This window comes from Rhodobacteraceae bacterium S2214, from assembly GCA_025141675.1.
Lineage (GTDB): Bacteria > Pseudomonadota > Alphaproteobacteria > Rhodobacterales > Rhodobacteraceae > Yoonia.
Window position 1 is genome coordinate 2,121,125 of sequence record CP081161.1, and the last position, 22,186, is coordinate 2,143,310.

General features: G+C 54.1%; 21 protein-coding genes. 13 read left to right on the forward strand and 8 right to left on the reverse strand.

The genetic code is table 11. The features are described 5' to 3' along the window. The first annotated feature begins 57 nt into the window (after positions 1-57). From bamA to lpxB, 6 genes are all read left to right on the forward strand, one after another. Entirely contained in the window at positions 58-2,370 is a 2,313-nt protein-coding gene (gene bamA, locus K3729_10615) for an outer membrane protein assembly factor BamA (protein ID UWQ97929.1), read from the forward strand. Continuing rightward, entirely contained in the window at positions 2,370-3,038 is a 669-nt protein-coding gene (locus K3729_10620; protein UWQ97930.1) for an OmpH family outer membrane protein, read from the forward strand. Before bamA ends, K3729_10620 begins: the two co-directional genes overlap by 1 nt. 70 nt (positions 3,039-3,108) lie before the next feature. Next, entirely contained in the window at positions 3,109-3,570 is a 462-nt protein-coding gene (fabZ, locus tag K3729_10625; GenBank protein ID UWQ97931.1) for a 3-hydroxyacyl-ACP dehydratase FabZ, read from the forward strand. Next, positions 3,570-4,352 carry an acyl-ACP--UDP-N-acetylglucosamine O-acyltransferase gene (gene lpxA / locus K3729_10630; protein UWQ97932.1) on the forward strand — a complete coding sequence of 261 codons (783 nt, stop codon included), beginning with the start codon at positions 3,570-3,572 and terminating at the stop codon, positions 4,350-4,352. The genes fabZ and lpxA overlap by 1 nt, the downstream gene beginning before the upstream one ends. Beyond that, the gene (lpxI, locus tag K3729_10635; GenBank protein UWQ97933.1) at positions 4,352-5,254 is read left to right on the forward strand and encodes a UDP-2,3-diacylglucosamine diphosphatase LpxI; all 903 of its coding nucleotides are present in this window, start codon (positions 4,352-4,354) and stop codon (positions 5,252-5,254) included. Before lpxA ends, lpxI begins: the two co-directional genes overlap by 1 nt. Further along, positions 5,251-6,381, forward strand: coding sequence for a lipid-A-disaccharide synthase (gene lpxB, locus K3729_10640; GenBank protein ID UWQ97934.1), 1,131 nt, complete (start codon positions 5,251-5,253; stop codon positions 6,379-6,381). The genes lpxI and lpxB overlap by 4 nt, the downstream gene beginning before the upstream one ends. Here lpxB and K3729_10645 read toward each other — a convergent pair. The 3 genes from K3729_10645 to K3729_10655 form a co-directional block, all read right to left on the reverse strand. Further along, positions 6,343-7,263 (reverse strand): DMT family transporter, encoded by a 921-nt coding sequence (locus K3729_10645; protein UWQ97935.1) that lies wholly within the window; start codon positions 7,261-7,263, stop codon positions 6,343-6,345. The genes lpxB and K3729_10645 overlap by 39 nt on opposite strands. 113 nt (positions 7,264-7,376) lie before the next feature. After that, entirely contained in the window at positions 7,377-8,543 is a 1,167-nt protein-coding gene (locus K3729_10650) for an outer membrane protein transport protein (GenBank protein UWQ97936.1), read from the reverse strand. Positions 8,544-8,654: 111 nt separating this feature from the next. Continuing rightward, positions 8,655-9,527 carry a DMT family transporter gene (locus K3729_10655; GenBank protein ID UWQ97937.1) on the reverse strand — a complete coding sequence of 291 codons (873 nt, stop codon included), beginning with the start codon at positions 9,525-9,527 and terminating at the stop codon, positions 8,655-8,657. 85 nt (positions 9,528-9,612) lie between these two features. Between K3729_10655 and K3729_10660 the strand changes: the two genes are divergently transcribed. After that, positions 9,613-10,227, forward strand: a complete 615-nt coding sequence (locus K3729_10660; GenBank protein UWQ97938.1) for a neutral zinc metallopeptidase — start codon at positions 9,613-9,615, stop codon at positions 10,225-10,227. Between the two features lie 22 nt (positions 10,228-10,249). Here the strand turns inward: K3729_10660 and guaA are convergent, their stop codons facing one another. After that, a complete protein-coding gene (gene guaA / locus K3729_10665; protein UWQ97939.1) occupies positions 10,250-11,809 on the reverse strand; it encodes a glutamine-hydrolyzing GMP synthase in 1,560 nt (519 codons plus the stop codon). A 107-nt stretch (positions 11,810-11,916) separates the two neighbouring features. On the opposite strand from guaA, the gene K3729_10670 reads away from it, so the two are divergent. Both K3729_10670 and K3729_10675 read left to right on the forward strand, forming a co-directional pair. Next, entirely contained in the window at positions 11,917-12,717 is an 801-nt protein-coding gene (locus K3729_10670; protein UWQ97940.1) for a GMP synthase, read from the forward strand. A 101-nt stretch (positions 12,718-12,818) separates the two neighbouring features. Continuing rightward, on the forward strand, positions 12,819-14,375 hold the full coding sequence (locus K3729_10675) for a trimethylamine methyltransferase family protein (GenBank protein ID UWQ97941.1): 1,557 nt from the start codon (positions 12,819-12,821) through the stop codon (positions 14,373-14,375). Positions 14,376-14,383: 8 nt separating this feature from the next. On the opposite strand, the gene K3729_10680 is transcribed toward K3729_10675, so the two are convergent. After that, positions 14,384-14,689, reverse strand: coding sequence for a hypothetical protein (locus K3729_10680; GenBank protein ID UWQ97942.1), 306 nt, complete (start codon positions 14,687-14,689; stop codon positions 14,384-14,386). A 251-nt stretch (positions 14,690-14,940) separates the two neighbouring features. Here K3729_10680 and K3729_10685 point away from each other — a divergent pair, with 251 nt between their 5' ends. Further along, positions 14,941-16,035: a helix-turn-helix domain-containing protein gene (locus K3729_10685; GenBank protein ID UWR01017.1), complete on the forward strand. Its 1,095-nt coding sequence runs from the start codon at positions 14,941-14,943 to the stop codon at positions 16,033-16,035. A gap of 100 nt (positions 16,036-16,135) precedes the next feature. After that, complete coding sequence (gene lipA, locus K3729_10690) at positions 16,136-17,095, forward strand: lipoyl synthase (GenBank protein UWQ97943.1); 960 nt, start codon at positions 16,136-16,138, stop codon at positions 17,093-17,095. On the opposite strand, the gene K3729_10695 is transcribed toward lipA, so the two are convergent. Both K3729_10695 and hpt read right to left on the reverse strand, forming a co-directional pair. Next, positions 17,073-18,308 (reverse strand): EAL domain-containing protein, encoded by a 1,236-nt coding sequence (locus K3729_10695; protein UWQ97944.1) that lies wholly within the window; start codon positions 18,306-18,308, stop codon positions 17,073-17,075. The two genes, lipA and K3729_10695, sit on opposite strands and share 23 nt — an antisense overlap. Before the next feature lie 248 nt (positions 18,309-18,556). Further along, complete coding sequence (gene hpt, locus K3729_10700; protein UWQ97945.1) at positions 18,557-19,105, reverse strand: hypoxanthine phosphoribosyltransferase; 549 nt, start codon at positions 19,103-19,105, stop codon at positions 18,557-18,559. 74 nt (positions 19,106-19,179) lie between these two features. On the opposite strand from hpt, the gene K3729_10705 reads away from it, so the two are divergent. Both K3729_10705 and K3729_10710 read left to right on the forward strand, forming a co-directional pair. Then, positions 19,180-19,623 (forward strand): type II toxin-antitoxin system RatA family toxin, encoded by a 444-nt coding sequence (locus K3729_10705; protein UWQ97946.1) that lies wholly within the window; start codon positions 19,180-19,182, stop codon positions 19,621-19,623. Further along, on the forward strand, positions 19,620-20,870 hold the full coding sequence (locus tag K3729_10710) for an MmgE/PrpD family protein (protein UWQ97947.1): 1,251 nt from the start codon (positions 19,620-19,622) through the stop codon (positions 20,868-20,870). Before K3729_10705 ends, K3729_10710 begins: the two co-directional genes overlap by 4 nt. A 71-nt stretch (positions 20,871-20,941) precedes the next feature. Here the strand turns inward: K3729_10710 and K3729_10715 are convergent, their stop codons facing one another. Beyond that, entirely contained in the window at positions 20,942-22,120 is a 1,179-nt protein-coding gene (locus K3729_10715; GenBank protein ID UWQ97948.1) for an ammonium transporter, read from the reverse strand. Positions 22,121-22,186: the final 66 nt, after the last annotated feature.

A 22,186-nucleotide genomic window follows, 5' to 3' on the forward strand; every position in this document is an offset into this window, starting at 1 on the left:
CCCTGTTCGGACAGGGTACGCCTTCGGGCAATAAACACAGTCAAAGCGGACGATCGAATGCACCTCAAATCGCGGTACGCCTCTGGGCGTTTTAACTCACTTATGCGGACTGTCGCGATTGTTGGTTTAGTTGGGGCGTTCAGTGGCGTAGCTGATCCGGCTCTTGCGCAAAACTTTGCATTTAATGCTGTGACAATCAGCGGGAACCAACGGGTCGCCGACGGAACCATTCTGACTTTTGCGGGAATCGCGCGGGGCGAACAGGTGACTGCGGCGACAGTGAACGATGCCAGCCAACGTATTCGCGAATCTGGCCTGTTTTCAGAAGTGAATGTGCGCACGCAGGGCAACACGCTTGTCATTGACGTTGTTGAATTCCCGACGGTCAACCGCATCAACATTGAAGGCAACAGCCAAGTCCGCGATGCGCAGTTGCTTGAGGTGGTCCGGTCCGAACCTCGTCGCGTCTATACGCCAACACAAGCAGAAGCCGATACCGCAGCTATTACCGAAGTGTATGCAAGCCTAGGTCGGATCAATGCCGTGGTGACACCGCGCATCATTCCGCTGTCGGATAACCGCGTTGATTTGGTGTTCGAAGTTGTCGAAGCTGGCCTGACTGAAGTCGAACGCATTTCGTTCGTTGGGAACCGGACTTATTCGGAAGGCCGCTTGCGCCGTGTGCTTGAAACGAAACAAGCGGGTATCCTGCGCAGTGTGATTTCACGCGATACTTTCGCGGCGGACCGGATTGCGGTTGATCGTCGTGTCCTGACTGATTTCTACCAATCGCGCGGTTACGCAGATTTCCGCGTCCAGAACGTTGATGTGGCCCTGACGCGTGAACGCGACGCATATCTTGTGACGTTTAACGTTCAAGAAGGGCAGCAGTTCAAATTTGGTGATGTGACTGTCAGCAGTGCAATCCCTGAAGCCGATGCCGCCGTTTTCCGTGATGCATTGAAAACGCGGTCTGGCGCCACTTATTCCCCAGAACTGCTCGACAGCGATATTTCGCGGTTAGAGCTTTTGGCGACGCGCATGGGTATTAACTTCTTGCAAGTTGAACCGCGCATTACACGCGACGACCGCAATCTGCGCCTGAACGTCGAATTCGCGCTTGTGCGTGGGGAACGCATCTTTGTCGAACGCATCGACATCGAAGGGAACTCTACGACGTTGGATCGCGTGATCCGGAACCAGTTCCGCGTGGTTGAAGGCGATCCATTTAACCCGCGTGAAGTCCGCGAAGCCGCAGAACGTATCCGCGCCTTGGGTTTCTTCCAAAACGCTACCGTGAATGCGCGCGAAGGGTCTTCTGCCAGTCAGGTGATCGTAGACGTGGACGTTGAAGAGGGGCCAACAGGTTCGTTGTCCTTTGGTGCCAATTTTAACACGGACGTCGGTCTCGGTCTTTTGGCCAGCTACAAACAACAAAACTTCCTCGGTCGCGGTCAGCGTTTGGATTTCCAAATCTCGACAGCTGAGACAAACCGTGTCTTCAACTTTGATTTCTCTGAACCAAACTTCTTGGGCCGTGATTTGCGTGCCGGGATCGGGATCGATTACCAGACGACCGACAACGAAAACGCAAACTTTGATACTGAACGGTTCACGTTAAGACCATCGTTGAACTTCCCTGTCAGCGACAATGGTCGTCTGACAACATTCTATGCGTTCAGCTACGAAGATTTGACGGACGTATCCGATACCGTCAGTCAGGTCATCCAAGAAGAGGCGGCTTCTGGCGCCATCTCCACGAATTCCTTGGGTTACACATACAGCTACGACAGCCGTCGCGGCGGGATCGATCCGTTGACAAGTTTCGTGTTCCGCTTTGGTCAGGAATTTGGGATCGGCGACGCGGATTATATCCAGACGACTGCACTGGCTGCTGTGGAGACAAAGGTTCTGAGCGAAGAACTGACACTGCGGGCCACGATCGAAGGCGGCAGCTTGGACTACGCGAACAACAACAGCCGCGTGACGGACCGTTTCTTCCTTGGTTCGCGTTTGATGCGTGGTTTTGATGCCGGCGGTATCGGCCCACGTGACGCGGATACCGGTGACGCATTGGGCGGTAACAAATTCGCGGTCGCGCGTCTGGAGGCTGAATTCCCGCTTGGTTTGCCAGAAGAATATGGGATTTCAGGCGGTCTGTTCGTCGATCACGGGTCAGTCTGGGACGTTGGCAATACCTTTGACGCTGATGTTCTTTACAACGACTACACGGCGCGGACAGTTGTTGGTGCGACGATCTTCTGGACAACGCCAATCGGCCCGCTGCGCTTCAACTTTACAGAAGCACTTGATGCACAAACTGAAGACGAGACGAAATCGTTCGACGTGACTATTTCGACAAACTTCTAATGCTGCGATTTGCGCGCATCTGTTCTTTCACCATCGCGGCGTTCCTTGGTTCGCCTGCGATGGCCCAAGATCAGACGGTCGTCTTGCCTTCGCCCATCATGGTCGTCGACTTTGAACGCATTTTTGTTGAAACGCTGTATGGTCAGCGCATTGCTGAAATGGTGTCTGAAGAACGGGCACGTGTACAGGCGGACAATGACCGTATCGCCGCTGAACTTCTGGCCGAAGAAACAGCGCTGACTGAAGCGCGGGCCACGATGGACCCTGCCGCGTTTCGTGATGACGCGCGGGCGTTCAACGAACGCGCACAGGCGGTCCGATTGGACCGTGAGGCCGAACAGGCCAAGTTGGTCCAATTGCGTGATACGGAACGTTCGCAATTTCTCGAACGGATTCGCCCGATCATTTTGGCGTTGATGTTGGAACGTGGGGCCGTGGTGTCCATGGATCGCCGCGCCGTCATTCAGGCGATTGGCAGCGCAAATGCGACAGAAGATGCGGTAAGCTTGATTGATACGACACTTGGCGACGGTTCACGTGATCCAAGCGAACGACCAGCCTTGCGACCGATCGACGAAACAGACAGCCTGCCAGAGGTGGCGCCGATTATTGCTGATGACGCTCTAGAGCTGCCATTGCCGCAAGACGACTTGCCGCAATCTGAGTGACTAGGTAAACAAGTCTAAAGCAGTGGGTGGTGCAAGTCGTGCGGCCCAAAAGACCAAGAAAGAGTTCCCGATGTCCGAGACACCAACATTTGCCGATATTCACCTGATTCAGGCTATTCTACCGCACCGGTATCCGTTTTTGTTGGTTGATAAGGTGCGTGACATCGACGGGACGTCTTCTGCTGTTGGCATTAAGAACGTCACGATGAACGAACCGCATTTTCAGGGCCATTTCCCGGGCACACCAATTATGCCTGGTGTGACGATTGTTGAGGCGATGGCGCAGACAGCCGCCGTGATGGTCGGCACGACCATGGGCCTGACCGAAGGCAATTTGCTGGTGTACTTCATGGGCATCGATGGTTGTAAGTTCCGCCGCAAGGTTATTCCCGGCGATATTCTCGAAATGAAGATTGAAACGACACGTGGCAAAGCGGGCGGGAAGGTCTGGAAGTTCAAAGGCGTGGCGACTGTTGACGGTGAAATGGCTGCTGAAGCTGAATTTACCGCCATGATGGATATGCAAGGCTAATGGCTGGTATTCATCCCAGTGCTGTGATCGCCGAAGGTGCCAGCATTGGGCCTGATTGCGAGATTGGACCGTTTTGCGTTGTTGGACCTGACGCTGTTCTTGGGCGCGGTGTCACGTTGAAAAGCCATGTTGTTGTCGATGGCGATACGCATATTGGCGATGAAACAACTGTGTTTTCGTTTGCGGTACTTGGCGAGATTCCACAGGATCTGAAGTTCGACGGCGAAAAGACGAAATTGCGCATTGGGGCGCGGAACCGTATTCGCGAACATGTCACCATGAATACTGGCACGACTGGTGGCGGTGGCATGACGCAAGTCGGTGATGACAACCTGTTCATGGCGGGCTGCCACGTCGCGCATGACGCGCAAATTGGAAACCGTGTCATCGTGGTGAATAACAGCGCGATTGCAGGTCACTGCGTGCTCGAAGACGACGTGATTGTCGGCGGGCTTTGTGGCGTTCACCAGTTTGTCCGGATCGGCAAAGGTGCGATTATCGGCGCTTTGTCGATGGTCACGTCTGACGTTATCCCGCATGGGCTTGTGATGGGACAGCGCGGTGAATTGGATGGGTTGAACCTTGTCGGCCTGAAACGCAAAGGCGTGGCCCGTGGCGACATCACGGCACTACGCGCGGCATTCCAGATGCTCAAAGATGGTGAAGGCACGTTCCACGATCGCGCCGAAAAGCTGAAAGAGGAAAGCGACAGCGCTTTTGTGCAGGATATGGTCCGCTTTATCCTTGGCACCAGCGATCGTGGTTTTCTGACGCCGAAGTAATGATTGCGTTGATTGCAGGAACGGGCGATTTGCCGGCTGCGATTTTGCATCGCGTACAGAACTCTGTCGTGGTCTGTGCATTGGCAGGATTCACCCCAAACATCGACGTCGATATATCGTTTCGTATTGAACGCTTAGGGAGCTTTCTTCAGGCTTTGCATGAGCGTGGTGTGACGGAAATTTGCATGGCAGGCGCGATCAAAAGGCCACCTGTTGATCCATCGGCCATCGATGCCGCGACCATGCCATTGGTGCCACGTATTCAGGCAGCTATCGCAAAAGGTGATGACGGCGCATTGCGCGAAGTCATTGCGATCTTCGAAGAACATGGTTTCGCGATTGTCGCCGCACATGACATTGCACCTGATCTGTTGCCGCCCGAAGGCGTTCTCACGGAGGTTCAGCCGTCTGACTGGCACAAAGCCGACGCAATGGTCGGTCAGGCGACTGTCGCGACCATGGGCCAAGGGGACATCGGACAAGCCTGCATCATTCGGATGGGGCAAGTCGCGGCAAAAGAAGACGCCGATGGCACAGATGCGATGCTAGTGAAATTTCATGAAGAATACCGCGACGATGATGAACCCGCTGGCCTCTTTGACGAACTTACAGATTTTGTCGGGGACGCTGTTAGGCCCATACTGGACAAGATTAAGGGCACGCCGCCCGAAGCCGTGACTGCCGACGATGGCATCCTTTTCAAAGCCCCGAAGCCAGACCAAGATCGGCGTGCCGATTTGCCCGTGATCGGTTTCGAAACCGTAAAAGGCGCAGCAGAAGCAGGACTTGCAGGGATCGTGATCGAAGCGGGCGGTGTTATGGTACTTGATCTGCCAAGTGTTGTGGAAACGCTCGATCTACATGGTATGTTTCTTTGGGTGCGTCCTAAGGGGGCGGCATGAAGGTCTTTATCATCGCAGGCGAGGTATCGGGCGATAAATTGGGCGGCGCGCTGATGGCCGGCTTGCACAGCTTGACGGATGTCAGTTTTGACGGGGTTGGCGGTGACTTGATGCAGGCGCAAGGCTTGCAAAGCCGTTTCGCGATGGAAGAGCTTAGCGTTATGGGCTTGGCCGAAATATTGCCGAAATACAAAGCCTTAAAAGCACGTGTTCATCAAATGGCGCAGGCTGTGATCGACACGAAACCCGATGTCCTGATCACCATCGACAGCCCCGATTTTTGCCTGCGCGTGGCGAAACTTGTGAAAGCGGCGACAAACGTTCCAACGATCCATTACGTGGCACCGACTGTGTGGGCGTGGCGGTCCGGCCGTGCGGCCAAGATGGCCCATCACATTGACCATGTTCTCGCTTTATTTCCGTTTGAACCGCCGCTGATGCAAGCCGCTGGCATGACTTGCGATTTTGTCGGGCATCCGGTTGTGGCGGAACAAGTTGCCACTGATGCCGAAGCGCGTGCATTTCGCGACAAACACGATGTCACCGGACCGTTGATCCTCGCCTTGCCGGGGTCGCGGAAGGGCGAAGTGACACGCCTTGCCGAACGCTTCGGCGAAACATTGGGGCAGGTGGCCCAAGCCCATCCCGACGCGACGGTGGCGGTTCCTTGTGCGGCGCCGGTAACGACATTGGTGCGAGAACTGACGCAAAGTTGGCCAGTGACCCCGCTTTTGATCCCAGCCCAAGCGACAGCGACGAAACGCGCTGCATTTCGGGCGGCAGACGTCGCATTGGCGGCATCCGGCACCGTATCGTTAGAACTGGCGGCCAATCAGACGCCTATGGTTATCGGTTACGACATGGCGTGGTTATCGCGGATCATTATCGGGCGGATGCTGAAGGTCGACACAGTTACATTGGTCAACTTGGTGTCTGACACGCGGGTCGTGCCAGAGTTTGTTGGCAAGGCGTGTCAACCCGATCAGATGGCTGCGGCGCTTTTGAAAGTACTTGATGACCCGTCCGCACAGCTAGATGCCATGCAGCTAACAATGAAACGGCTAGGGCAAGGCGGCGAAGCCCCCGGACTACGGGCAGCCCGTTCGGTCCTTGCGGCGTTGCAATAGACGACCATCTAGAATGATCAGGCCTGCAGCCAGAATTGCAAAGCCAAAATAGGATCTTATAGGCAGTTCTTCACCTAGAACTATAGCACCTAGAATGATGGCAACTGGGGCTACCAATAACGTACAAAGCATCAGGTTGCCGGCGCCGGCCATCTTCAACACCCTGTAATACAAAAGGTATGCCAGTGCCGTGGCGATCAAGGCGTAGTACCCGATTGCAGCCCAAGTGACAGGTTGCAGGTCAAAACGGATCGGCCCTTCGTAGATCAACGCTAGCGGCAATATGATGACGCTCGATCCCGTTAACATGCCTGCGGCCGCTACATGGGGTGATAGCCCAACCAACCGTTTCTTGGCCCAAACACCGGCTAGGGCATAACTGATCGTGCCGCCGATAACCGCAAGCTGGCCAAGCGACCTAAGGTCAAAGGACAAAAAGGCGTCCAAGCCAATCGCAGTTGCAACGCCAAAGAACCCAACAGTCACGCCAATCGCACGTCTGAGAGTAAGTTTCTCATCAGCAAAGAACATCGACGCCGCAAGCACTCCAAAAACGGCTGTCGCGGCATTCAGGATCGACGTCAGTCCAGTTTCGATATGCAACTGGCCCCACGCCATCAATGAAAACGGGATCACATTGTTCAACAGCCCCATGATCAGGAATGCAAACCAAACGCGTGGATCCCGAGGAACTGCAAATCCTTTGAAATAGACAACAATCCATAAGCCCAGCATTGCCCAAACTGTGCGGTGCGCCACAGCATTCAAAGGGCCTACTTCATCAAGCGCAACACGAATCGAGAGAAACGATGCGCCCCAGATAAGCGACAGCAGACAAAGTTCGATCCAGGCGCGTGCGGACATGGTTTGTTGTTTGATCATGCCAACATATGGGAAGCGCGTGTCTTTCTACGCAACCCGAAAGATGCGGAACGCCCACGAAAAAGCCCCGCCGCGTGATGCGACGGGGCCATTGTTTCTAATCGTCGGTGTTCTTAGAACTGATAGCCGACTGTCAGACCCACTGCGATTGCAGAGTTGTCTGCAAATTCAACACCGGATGCGTCCGTTGCGTCACCCAATTTGACATACTCAAGACCGCCAGTGAATTTGACGTTGTTGTAAGTGTACGACCCACCGAACCCAAATGCGGTTGAACCGTCAGTTGGTGACAAGCGGGAGGCTTCGCCGCCGTTGCCGTCTTCGTATGTGACGCGTGCAAATACTGACAGATCATCATTGATCTTACGACCAACACCCAAACGCAGAGTTGTCACGTCGTCGTCGATACCAGTAACGCGACCGCCACCGGTCAATGCTTCGTAACCATTCGGGCGTACTTCCCAAACAGACCATTCAGCCCAACGGATCGAACCGAAGACCAATGTGTCGGCAGCAACGCCGGATTGGAAATCAAGTGTCACAGATTGCGGCATCTCGATTTCGAAATCAGATGTGCCGCTGACAGTTGGCACGGCTGGAACGGATTCTGTTCCAGCGAATGTGTGCGTGTAACCTGTTTCATATGTCAGTGCGACGCGTAGTGCGATTTCTGGACGCTCATATGCAGCACCAACAATATAGCTTGTTTCACGGTTCGCATCTGTTTCAGCAGTATAACCCAGTGTTCCAGCAGGGGCCCCAGCAGCCAAAGCGCCCGCTTGTGCGTTACCGGCTGCAGCGGCAACGGCAAGACCACCACGGACCAATGCATCTGGAATTGCGATGTTAGCTTCGGATTCGACGCTGCGAACACCACCGTAGACTGAGATATTTGGCGTTGCTTGATACTTCAGAACCAATGCAACTTGGTTGCTATCCCAATCGGCGGCCAGACCAGTGTAAGCGCCAGCTGTGTATTCAGCGTTTGCGCCATATGGCTGGTTCAGGAATAGACCAACGTCGAACTGTTCATTGAGCTCATATTTCAATGCCACACCAAAGTTGGTGTAGTCGTCAGACATGTTATCTGTGGAACCGCCGCCCAAAGTGGCAGGGTAATCGCCAGATACGTCTGGACGTACTGATGAGAATGACAAAGCAACGTAGTTGCCTTCCTCAAACAATACTGAATAGTTGTTGCCGCCGCGCTCAATACCACCGGCAGTTGCTGCTGTGGTTGTCAGCATCAAAGCCGCTGTCAATTTAAGTGTATTCTTCATGTCTCCGTCCCTGTCATGAAAGTGTCTCCCTAAGTCAGCCTAGGGACGTAATGCCGCATGCGTCAATTAATGACGCCGCGTCAGAGATTTCCAACCGTGAAATCGGTGCAATTAAGCACTAGCTGTCCGATTTCGATTTTGCAGCGTGATGTTCATATAGTTCGCGCCAAAAATGATGATCGCCCCGACAAAAACCCAGATATCGATGGTTTCACGATACAGAACCATGCCCACAATCGCGATCGTGGGCAGCCGCGCGAAATCGATTGGCATGACGATGTTTGCGGGCGCGAGCGATAGGGCCGTTGTTAGGCAGAAGTGCGCCAAAAGCCCTGCGCAGCCTATCCCAACGACCCAAAAGACTGCGATTCCTCTCGGGATTGCGATGTCTCCATCGAAGCCTGCGCTGATCAGGCCAAACACCAATTGTGTGACCGTCAGGTAAAACAGAATTGTCGCAATGGTTTCGGTTTGGGTCAGCTTTCGCGTGAGGATCGCCGTCAGCGCAAATGCAATCGCGCAACTTGCGGCGGCCACCAAACCTGGACTTATTTCCGTTGGGTCGGGACGGGCGACGATCAAAACGCCAAAAAAGCCTAATACCGCTGCAGCGATCCCAACACGTGTGATTCGTTCGCCGAGAAGAAGCGGCGACAGGAGAATCACCCAGATTGGTGTGGTGAATTCAAACGCGAAGACTTGGGCCAGCGGTAGGACTGTGATGGCATAGAACCACAGGTTTTGTCCGGTAAAATGGGCGAGGTTCCGAACGCCGTGCAGCTTCCAGTGTTTGGTGGTGATGTTTGACCAAGCGCCCGTTGCCGTGATCACGACGAACATGATGCACAGACCGGTCAGGCTGCGGAAGAACATGATCTCAAACGTATCCAAGCTATTGCTGACTTCACGGCCAGCGACGGCCATCAAAGTGAACGACACGATGGACCCGATCATCCAAAATGCGGCGCGGAGCGTGGGTGACATGTCTGATAATCCTTCACACGACTGCGTGGACCTTTGTCCCCGAACACCGCTACGGTATCTCAAGTAAAGCAAAAGGAAACGTCAGATGTTGCGATGGTTGCTACCAATTTTGATGTTCGGAACTGCCGCGTCGGCAGATGCGGTGGACAACGTGATGCAGGCTGCGGCGAATGCTTTTGACCGAATGCCGCGGCTAGAACGTGTCGCGCGCATCGAAGGCGCATGTGGCGCAGATAGTCACGTGAACCAAGACGTCGCATATTGTACGACCCGCAACCTTGTTTTGCTAAGCGAAGCCGCAGCGTCGCGGCCGGAAGCGCCCTATTTAGTCGCCCACGTACTCGGGCACGCGGTACAGGTCCAACACGGGATTGCAGACACAGCGCTTCGCGAGATCAGAGCACGCCGAGCCGAAGAGCCGACCCTACGTGGGTATGTTGCCAGTCAGGTCGAATGTATCGCTGGTTTTTTGATGACGCGGGCAGGGCAACAAGGTGCCTCTTTGACCGATTGGTTTAACGCGGAACCTTTCACCGGCACCCATTGGGGGCGTGATCCGCTTCGTGTCGGACCGCAGGTGGCGATTGGATTGGACGGTCGTAACGCGTGGTTTATGCGGGGCCAAGCGGCCACAACTTTGCAGGATTGCGCCGCTGGTGAATTCGGCGCAGAGCTGTTGCTCCGCGCCTATAAGGGATGAAGATCGGACTGTAAGTACCTGATTATTCCCACTCAATCGTTCCCGGAGGTTTCGATGTAATGTCGTAAGTCACACGGTTGATGCCTTGGACTTCGTTGATGATCCGCGTTGCGGTTTCACCCAAGAATTCATGACTGAACGGATAGTAATCGGCTGTCATCCCATCCACAGATGTCACGGCACGAAGCGCACAGGCGAAATCGTAAGTCCGGCCATCACCCATCACACCGACGGTACGCACAGGCAGGATCGCGACAAACGCCTGCCAGATATCGTCGTACAAACCGTGCTTACGGATTTGATCGATGTACACGGCATCTGCCTTGCGGAGAATTTCGAGTTTTTCGCGGGTAATCTCACCGGGACAGCGGATCGCAAGACCCGGTCCTGGGAACGGGTGCCGACCGATAAACGACGCAGGCAAACCAAGCTCACGACCCAGTGCCCGCACTTCGTCTTTGAACAATTCGCGCAGTGGTTCGACCAGTTTCAGGCCCATCTTTTCGGGCAGGCCGCCAACGTTGTGGTGGCTCTTGATGGTAACTGACGGGCCACCAGAAAACGAAACGGATTCAATCACATCTGGGTACAATGTACCCTGCGCCAGGAACTCTGCGCCTTCGATACCATTTGCGTACTTCTGGAATACGTCAATGAACAGCTTGCCGATAATCTTGCGCTTGGTTTCGGGGTCTGATTGACCGTCAAGCTCGCCCAAGAACAATTCCTGCTCGTCGGCATGGATCAACGGCATATTGTAGTGGTCACGGAACATGGTGACGACTTCTTCAGCCTCACCTTGGCGTAGCAATCCGTGGTCAACGAACACACAGGTCAATTGATCACCGATCGCTTCGTGGATCAATACGGCAGCCACAGACGAATCGACGCCACCGGACAAACCGCAGATCACCTGCTTGTCGCCAACCTGTTCGCGGATCGCAGCAATAGCCTGTTCGCGGTACGCACCCATTGTCCAATCGCCCGTAAAACCGGCAATACGTACGAAGTTTTCATACAACTTGGCGCCATTTGGTGTGTGGTGAACTTCGGGGTGGAACTGGACCGCATAGAAATTGCGGGCCACATCTGCCGTTACCGCGAACGGTGCATTTGGCGAAGTGCCATAAACCGCAAATCCGGGCGCAATTTCAGAGACATGATCGCCATGGCTCATCCAAACTTGTTCTTTGTCAGCTGCAAACCAACCGTCCAACAACGATAGTTTACCTTCGGGCGTCACAAAGGCGCGTCCGAATTCGGCCGTGCCATGACCGCTTTCGACTTTGCCGCCCAACTGCGTCATCATCGTTTGCTGACCGTAGCAAATCCCAAGAACAGGCAGACCCATGCCCCAGAGGCTTTCCGGTGCGCGCGGTGATCCTTCGCGGGTTACTGAATCCGGTCCGCCGGATAAGATCACAGCCTTTGGCCCGAATGCGGCCAAAAACGCATCATCGACGTTCTGGTAAGGGTGGATTTCGCAGTAGACATTCAGCTCGCGGAGGCGGCGGGCAATCAGCTGGGTGACTTGGCTACCGAAATCAATGATCAGCAGGCGTTCATGATGCATATTTTCCATGATCGTCTCGTAAAACCACGCGGGCCTTTGCGCAAGGGGCAGTGTGGAAACCCTGACTAACGACCAAAGTATTTTCGGGTATGATTGCCCCAACGGAGGATGAACCCATGCAAGTCTTTCAACATGCGTTGGCACGCGTCGCAGTCTGGAACCTCGCGGGGTTTGGCGGGATCAAAGAACCACGAATGAAACAACAAGCCTTAGGCTTGGCGCTACTTGATGCGGAACTGGTGACATTGGTCGAAGTCAATCCGGTCAGTCATATCTACGCACTCGCCGCCAAAATCGCGCAATATGGTATCGAATACGACGTCGCGATCATCGAACAACCGGGTAATCTGCACACCGGATTTCTGTTCAAGAAAGGCGTAGACGTCAGCCATTTGCGTATGATTAACGGGTCCCAAGGGGATTACGCCCGCGGACGGCGGGCTGTTGCGATTGATGTCAAAATTGGCAAATTCGCCGCCACTCTCATTGGTGTTCATCTAAAAGCCGGACGCGACAAAGCGGATCAAAAATTGCGTGATAGTCAGTGTAAGGTCATCGGGAAGTGGATTGATGATCTGCGCGACACTCCCGGATACAAGCGCGACACCATCCTGTTAATGGGCGATTTCAACATGATTCCCGGTCAAGACGTCAGCAATTTCCATCATCTCGGTGGTGATGACGTGATGGATTTTGTTTCGTGCTGGGACCTCCAGGACCGCTTTAGTCACATTCTGGACAAAGGACGGGCGAATCTGCTGGACGGTTTCGCTGTTTCTCGGGCGTATTCCAAAGACTACGTGCGCGGTTCTTTACGCCTGTTTCCGATGCATTGGACAATGGACATGGGCCGAGAGCGGTTCAAAGATGAGGTGTCGGATCATCTGCCATTTGTCGCAAGCTTTAAAGTCTTCTGACCAAAATGTCGGTTTTGCCCTTTATAGGACGCAAAAACGTCAGGGATTGAACGGTCAGATGGGTATCACGGGGCCAACACAAAAGTCTTAAGGATGCCGTCATGTCTGACACCACAGCCCCAGCAGCCCCAACACGCCGCGCCAGAGGAGGCGGAGGTGCCGCACGTCGCGCCGCACGGACTGCGGTGAGCGTCGAGACTGCCAAATATATTGAACGCAATGTACCCAACTATGAAGTACTGACAGAAGAAGCGTTGGACGTCATCGAAGCAAACGCTGAAACTGTACTGGCCGAAATTGGCGTGAACTTTGTAGATAATCCCGAAGCACTTGAACGGTGGAAATCCGTCGGGGCAACAGTCGAAGGCGAACGGGTGCGTATTCCACGTGGTTTGGCCCGTAAACTATGTGCAACAGCCCCAAGCCAATTTACGCAATGCGCCCGCAATCCTGAACGCAATGTCGAGATCGGCGGCAAGAACCTTGTTCTGGCTCCTGTTTATGGACCTCCATTTGTACGGGACGCCGAAGGCGGGCGTCGCTACGCCACAATGGACGATTTCGAAAAGTTCGTGAAGCTGGGCTACATGTCCAAATGGCTGCACCATTCCGGCGGGACGGTTTGCGAACCGACAGATGTCGCCGTGAACAAGCGCCACCTCGATATGTTGCTGGCCCATATGGTCTATAGCGATAAGCCATTTATGGGGTCCGTCACCGAACCATCGCGGGCGCAAGATTCGGTGGACATGTGTAACATTCTGTTCGGCGAAGATTTTGTTCAGAACAACACAGTGATGACGTCGTTGATTAACATCAACTCGCCCCTGACATTCGACAGCATCATGATGGGTGCGCTAGAGGTTTTTGCCAAGAATAACCAAGCCAGCATCATCAGCCCGTTCATCGTCGGCGGGGCGATGGCACCGGTTTCTATCGCTGGTACATTGACGCAAGTCTTGGCCGAAGTACTGGCAGGAGTCGCTTATTCCCAGATTATCCGGCCGGGGGCGCCCGTAATCATGGGAACATTTGTGACATCCATTGATATGAACTCTGGCGCACCGACATTCGGAACACCGGAGGCGTCACATATCACATATGGGGCCGGGCAATTGGCACGGCGTTTAGGACTGCCATACCGGTCAGCGGGATCGTTCTGCGGATCGAAATTGCCGGATGCGCAGGCGGCTTACGAGACAGCAAACAGCCTGCAAATGGGCTTGTTGTCTGGGGTGAACTTCATGCTGCACTCTTGCGGTTGGTTGGAAGGCGGACTTGTTGCGTCATTCGAAAAGTTCGTGATGGATGCAGATCAGCTGGGCACTTTGCATCACTTTGCGAAGGGCGTGGATATGTCAGATAACGGCCAAGCCATGGGAGCCATCGCTGAAGTGGGGCCGGGTGGTCACTACCTTGGTTGTGAACACACGCAAGCCAACTTCAAGGACGCGTTCTGGCGGTCCGATCTTTTGGACTATAAACCGTTCGAGACGTGGGATGAAGAAGGCGCACGAGACACCCAAACGCTCGCAACTGCGCGTGTCAAAAAGATGCTGGATACTTACCAACAGCCGGCACTTGATCCCGAAATCGAAGCGAATTTGCGCGCCTACGTCGCGGCTAAAAAGGCATCGATGCCAGACGCGTTTTCCTGATCCGCGACCTAACCAAATACTAGCCGCGGCTGGCTTGTCGCACGCAACAGTTGCGATTCAGACATGATCGCGACAAGGATATCGATATGGCGAGACGGCATGTATGTGCCCGTCTTTGCCAAGCGCGTATCATTCATTTCTCGTTCCAAATCGAACAATTTCATTAATGCAACACCGGGCCCCGGTACTGGGTCGATCGGCATGTATCGGGCCAAATGTGTTGTTCTGTCGTATCCGGCCAGACTGTGACGGGCTGCGTGGACCAATAATTTGGGACGCCTTAAGTCATTGATGTAGCTGTTAATGTCTTTCATTTTCTGGTCCTTACTTGATATTAATTTCAACAGGTCCAGATTGTCTTCGCATGACATCATAGGGTGTTGCGCAATCGTGGTTTTTGTAGAACGATGGTCTCAGAAAGTTTTACCTTTTCGAAACAATGGTTGTGGTGTGAACAAACTATTAACCATTGAGTAACAATACACGCTTAAGTTGTACGCTTGGGGATTCCGCCTGTTCTTTTGGCGAAGCAAGCGAAGTGTGGGAAGGGAAACGAATGCGTAACATGACGAATGTTGAATCGTGTCGCAACTTACCAAAGTGGGTGCCAACAGCCGCCCGACACTACCTAGCACATACAGAAGACGGGCTTTCCATACGCGCCCTTGCGCGTGCAACCGACTGCCATCCATCCACAATTCTGCGACAAGTTCGCCGGTTCGAAGGGCGACGGGATGACCCGTTGATCGACGCGGCGCTTAAATCGCTTGCAGAACAAACAGACGGAAAAAATGTAAAACAAGAGACCAAACAGATGAAAATGTCCGGTGGATTTGATCAAGCGCTGACGCAAGAACGTATCGACAGCGAAGCAAAACGTATCCTGCGGCGTATGTGTGAACCTCGCGCTGTTTTGGCGGTCGCTCGCGAAATGGAAACGGCCGTAGTCGTCCGCGAGAATGACGAAGGTGAAAGCCTACGCACCGCCATCGTGGACCGCGAAATTGCGCAGGCGATGGCATTGAAGGGATGGATCAATTGTCCAGATGATGGCAGCCGCATTCGACGGTACTTCATCACCAATTCCGGGCGCGCTGCATTGCGACGCCTGACGGCAGCAGACGAAAACAAAGCACATGGGTTTGCAGAACAGCGCGGCACTTTCGACCCCGATCTGGACGGCTGGACGTTCCCGAAAGAAACCGACGGCATGCGCAGTCGGTCTCGATACTACGCGACAGAAAGTCCGCTCCTGGGACTGGCGCGACGCAAGGACCGCGATGGATCACCATTTTTGACAAACGATCTTGTGAAAGCCGGCGAACGCCTGCGCGAAGACTTTGAATTGTCACAGATTGGTGGTCCGGGTGTGCGGACCTATGATGGATTCATGGAAACGATTGAGGTGCCAAAAGACAGTATGATCCCGAAAGGCGCGATCAAAGCGCGTGAACGGGTACAGGCCGCCATGCAGGACTTGGGCCTGGGGCTTGGCGACGTGGTGCTGCGGTGTTGCTGCCTGCTTGAAGGTCTTGAAGTGACAGAACGCAATCTTGGTTGGTCGGCACGGTCCGGCAAGATCGTTTTGCGCATCGCCTTGCAACGTCTCAAGGTGCATTACGAAACCACGCAAGGCAGGTTTGGTCCGATGATTGGCTAGCCACTATGCGTGCCGCGCAGTTCTGACATGCAACCGCATCGGACTGTTGGACATTGTCCCCGCATGACACTAGGTAACATGTGACAAAAGGGGATATCCTATGGCCACGCGTGACCTCAAAATACCTGCCCAGCGGCATCCGGAAAAACAGCGGCGCGCAGATGCGCCACAGCCGAAGAAACCGGACTGGATCAGGGTGAAAGCACCAACGTCTGAGGGCTATAAACAAACCCGCGATATCATGCGTGAAAACAAACTTGTGACAGTCTGCGAAGAAGCAGGCTGTCCCAACGTTGGCGAATGCTGGAGCCAAGGACACGCAACCATGATGATCATGGGTGAGGTTTGCACACGCGCTTGTACATTCTGCAATATCGCAACGGGCAAACCGCCAGAGGCGCTAGATGTTTTTGAACCGGGTCGGGTGGCTGATGCGGTGAAAAAGCTTGGCTTGAACCACGTCGTCATCACATCAGTTGACCGCGACGATGTGGAAGACGGCGGCGCGGAACATTTCGCGCAGACAATCCGCGCAGTGCGCCGTCAATCGCCCGGCACAACCATCGAAATCCTGACGCCCGACTTTATTCGCTGTGATGAAAGTGTCTTGAAAATCGTTGTTGATGCGAAGCCTGATGTGTTCAATCACAACCTTGAAACGGTGCCCGGCCTGTACCCAGAAGTCCGGCCCGGCGCACGGTATTTCCATTCTTTGCGCCTGTTACAGCGCGTAAAAGAAATTGATCCGTCGATGTTTACGAAGTCTGGCATCATGGTCGGCTTGGGCGAAGACCGCCAAGCTGTTGTGCAGGTCATGGAAGACATGCGTGCAGCGGACATCGATTTCTTGACGATTGGTCAGTATTTGCAGCCTACGCCGAAACACCACGCTGTTGATCGTTTCGTAACACCAGAAGAATTCGCAGCTTACGAAAAAGCCGCCTATGGCAAAGGGTTCCTGATGGTTTCAGCGACACCTTTGACACGATCAAGCTACCATGCCGGTGACGATTTTGCGCAATTGCGGGCTGCGCGGCTCAAGAAACTGAGCGCAAAGTAGGGTTCGATTTACTATAGTCCCGCATTCGTCGTGCTATTGTTGCGGCTTCTGCAGGTCGGGCGTAATAGAAACCTTGGCCAAGGCGTACACCAAGCGCCTTGAGCGATACATGTTCCGCTTCGGTTTCGACGCCTTCAGCGACAAGAAATGCGTTCATTTCATTGGCAAAATGGACCATCGCTTTCGTTAAGGATTGTTTGACAGTACAGCTGTGAATCGCGGAAACGAGTGATCGGTCAAGCTTGATCACGTCGGGCTTGAGGCTGACGATTGTATTCAACCCAGCGTATCCCGCGCCCACATCATCAATGGCAATACCTATCCGTTTGTCACGCAAAACTGTGAGCGCTTGCATCAATTGCGGGGTTTCGACAATGATTTCCCGCTCGGTCAATTCGACCAATAGGCGGTCGGTCGGCACCCCTTGCATCGCGTCCATGAACAGCGGGGACGCAACCGTCAGCGGTGACGCATTCACGCTCAGGTAGGCCTTCGCTGGCATTTCTTGCAGATGTGTCAGCGCCAGTTGGATCGCTTTCACCTCCAGCTCGATTTGCATATCGCTGCGTTGGGCCTGCGCGAACCACCATTCCGGCCCAAGTCCCGGATGAACAGAAAAACGGGACAACGCCTCAGCGGCCATTGGACGGCCATCGCTAAGCGACACGATGGGCTGCAGATGGATGGATAGAGAATCATCTTGGATGACGCGGGACAATTGTTTCTTGAGCGCATTAATCTCATGTTGCGCATCGAAGTGTTGTTTCAGCGACCGCGTTGTCAGTTTGGCGAACATCGATACCGTGGCGATGTCGCGTTCGCTGATGTCATCGCGGGGCGCATGGGCGTAACAACAGAACATCCCAAAATAACCGCTCCGGCTTTGTCCAATCGGAACCGCAACAAAGGACCCAACATCAGCTTCGCGGACAAAGGGCAGATCATGGATTTGTGGAATATTGGCGGTATCGTTGATCACGCAAGGCACGTCACCCACAGCGATCTTGTTGCAAAAGATATGATTTGCAGGGATTTTTCGACCAACCCGCACGTAATTGTTCGTGTCGATACCGGACACGTGCCGGAAAACGACACTGTCCGGATAGGCCTCCGACACGTAAGCTACATCCATACCAAGATGCAGCCGCACCGCTTCAAGCGCATCATCGATGACGTCATCGGGCAGTTCTTGAGCAGGATCGTGAAGAAACATGTTTCACCGGCAGAACAATTACCTCAGCAGGTGTACCGGAACAGAACTTAACAACGCGTAAAATCTAAAATGTGTCTGGCGTGATTATCGCCGAAGCGGCGTTACCGTCAGCGCGTCGGGCCATCCCCAGATCGCTTCAATGGCATAAAGCACACCGCAGACGGCAATGATCCCAAATACCAACAGGACTCGCGACAAAGGCGGCGGGTTTTGCGCCCACCGCTTTGCCCGCAATAGCCACATCGGGTTCACGAAGCGTCATCCGTGAAGCGGACCTTGCCGATGTAGGGTAAGTTGCGGTTGCGTTGCGCAAAATCGATCCCGTAGCCCACGACAAATTCATCCGGAATCTCAAAGCCAATCCAATTGGGTTTGTAATCCACTTCGCGACGGGCAGGTTTGTCGAGCAATGCGATGGATTTCAGGCGGGCAGGGTGCTTGGCCTCTAAGAACTCCATCACGTGATGAAGGGTGTGACCTGTATCAATGATGTCCTCAACGACAAGCACATCGCGCCCTTCAATCCGGCCACGCAAATCTTTGAAAATCCGGACTTCGCGGCTGCTTTCCATAGCGTCGCCGTAAGACGATGCTTCGATGAAATCGACCTCGACTGGCAGGTCCAATTCACGCACCAGATCGGCGATGAACACAAACGATCCACGCAGCAGGCCGACAACCACCAGTTTGTCGGTGTCTTTGAAGTCGGTTTCGATTTCGGTCGATAGCTCTTCAATCCGAGCCGCGATAGATTTCGCACTGATCATCTGATCAATCACGTAAGGGCGATGTGACATGAGGTCCCCAAGTCTTGCAATTTCGGCCCAACTCTACGACATCATCAGGTGAAGTACACGACCGAAAGCCGCCAATGCCCGCTCATTCCGAAACAAAAGTTCTGCCGTACACCGCAGATCAAATGTATGACCTTGTTGCTGATGTGGCGAATTATCCTAAGTTTTTGCCTTGGACGGCCGCGGCGCGGATCAGATCGACCACCGATGAAGGGGATCATCAGGTCATGCTGGCGGACCTCGTCATTTCGTTCAAAGTGTTCCGCGAAAAGTTTGGCAGCCGCGTCACGCTATGGCCTGACCGCAAACAGATCGACACGGCTTATATTGACGGGCCCTTCAAGCATCTGGAAAGCACATGGACTTTCAAAGACTTGGACGACGGTTGCGAAGTCGCATTTGAGGTCGATTTCGAATTCAAGAACCGATTGTTGCAAGGTGCCGCTGGAATGTTCTTTAATGAAGCCATGAACATGGTTGTCAGATCATTTGAACGCCGCGCCGCAGAGCTCTACGGATGAGCGCGCAGGACCAACTTATCCGGCTGGCCCAAGGCTGGCTTGGCAATGGTCCGTCGCGCCTGATGTATTTATGTCTGTATGATTGGATTGCCTGTGCCATAGCTGGCATGGACGAACCTGCCGCGAAGCTGTTGCAGCCCGAAGGCGAAGGGGCTGCACAAGTCTTTGGACGTTTTCCAATGTCCGCACCGAATGCTGCTTTGATCAACGGGACAATGGGGCATGCGCTTGATTACGATGACACGCACTTCGACCACATTGGCCATACGTCAGCTGTGATCATGCCCGCTGTCTTGGCTATGGCGCAGGATCAAATGTTGGATGGCACAAGTCGTGTATTGGATGCAGCTTTGGTCGGGTCCGAGGCCGCAGTGCGGGTCGGTAAATGGCTGGGTCGCGATCATTACCAAATTGGGTATCACCAAACAGCGACCGCTGGTGCTTTTGGCGCGACTGTTGCGTTGTCTCGGTTGATGCAACTCAAACGCCCCCAAATCCACCATGCACTTGGACTGACGGCGACCATGGCATCCGGCCTGAAGGGGCAGTTCGGGACCATGGGGAAACCGCTCAACGCAGGACTGGCAGCGCGGACCGCAATTGAAGCAGTCACATGGGCAAAGGCCGGTATGACGTCTGATCCTGAAGGGTTGGAGAGTTTTGCAGCCACCCACCACGGCATGCGCGATGAAGCCGCGTGGACCGACGAAGACCCTTGGATGATCAGCCGGATTAGCCACAAATTCCACGCCTGCTGTCATGGTCTACATGCAGCACTGGAAGCTATCGGTGATATGCGCGTCGACGGCGATGATATCGTGGACATGATAATTACCACCCATCCACGCTGGATGAGCGTCTGCAATCAGCCGTCACCGGACACCGGGCTCGGGGTGAAGTTTTCGTATCGGCATACGGCAGCGATGGCGGTCCACGGGATTTCGACGGCAAACATTGCGAGTTACAGCGATGCGACAGCCCGCGATCTACTGCTGATCGCATTCCGAGATAAAGTAACTGTCGTGGCGGACGAAAGCCTTAGCGAAATGCAGGCGCGCGTGCAAGTGACGTTGAAAGATGGCAGCGGACTGACCGAAAGCCATGACCTCAACGCGCCGATAACGCTGGAAGCCCGCGAGGTACGTCTGCGCGATAAGGCGGGGGCATTGCTCGGGTCCACGAAAGCATCCGCGCTATGGGACTCGCTTGCTACGCATGACACCAACGCGATCTTTGACGTCGTTTAAGGCCAAAAAACATACCTAAAAACAGAAAAGGGCGCCTGACGGCGCCCCAATCATTTGAACTATTGGTTCAATTAGCTTGTGATGTCGTAAGCACGTTCACCATGTACAGCTAGATCCAGACCACCGACTTCTGTTTCTTCATCGACGCGCAGCGGCGTGATGGCTTTACAGATGTAGATCAACGCAACCGTGACAACAGTCGTGAAGATGCCAACGATCGCCAACGCACCCAATTGGGATGCCCATGACCCGATCCCGAAGACCGCAATCATGATTGTCCCGAAGATACCGCCAACACCGTGCACCGCGAAAACGTCCAGCGTATCGTCGATTTTCACTTTGTTGCGGATCAGGTTCACAGCTTCCTGACACAGGATACCAGCAACAGCACCAATGATCAGCGCTTGGATCGGGTTAATGAAACCGGATGCCGGTGTCACGGAGGCCAGACCAGCAATTGTACCTGTCACGATGCCAACCAAGGACGCTTTGCCGAACTTGATCTTTTCCCACAGCGCCCACGTCAGGGACGCAGCAGCAGCGGACAAATGTGTCACGGTCAGCGCCATCGCGGCACCAGCATCAGCAGCCAGTTGTGATCCGCCGTTAAAGCCGAACCAACCAACCCAAAGCATCGCAGCACCGATCATCACCATGCCTGGATTGTGCGGAGGTTTGCTGTCCACCTTACGTGCGCCAAGGAACACAGCCAAAATCAAGGCTGCGAGACCAGCTGTTTCGTGCACCACGATACCGCCTGCAAAGTCCATCACGGCTGTTTCAAAGAACATACCGTTGGCCAGCATGCCGCCGCCCCAGACCCAGTGAACAACCGGTGCGTAGCACAAAAGCATCCACAAAGATGAGAACAGCAACACAAAGCCAAAGCCGATCCGTTCGACATATGCACCAACGATCAGCGCAGGCGTGATGATGGCGAATGTCATTTGGAAGGCGAAGAAAAGGATCTCAGGCAACGTGCCAGAAAGGCTTTCCAGATCGACGCCATTCAAGAACATCTTGTCCAGACCGCCCCAGTATCCGCTGGTGCCGCTGCCGAAAGCAATGGAATAGCCGAAAGCGAACCACAGAATGCTCATCAAGCAGGCGATAGCGTAGCAATGCATAAACACGCTTAGCACGTTGCGTGACCGCACAAGGCCACCATAAAATAAGGCAAGACCGGGCAAAGTCATAAACAGCACCAGTGCTGTTGCCACGATCATCCAAGCGGTATCCGCTCCGTTCATATCCATCCCTCCGGTAATGGGGTTTCCCCGTTAACGCGGGGCAGTGCGGGATTCGGAGCGCTAGGA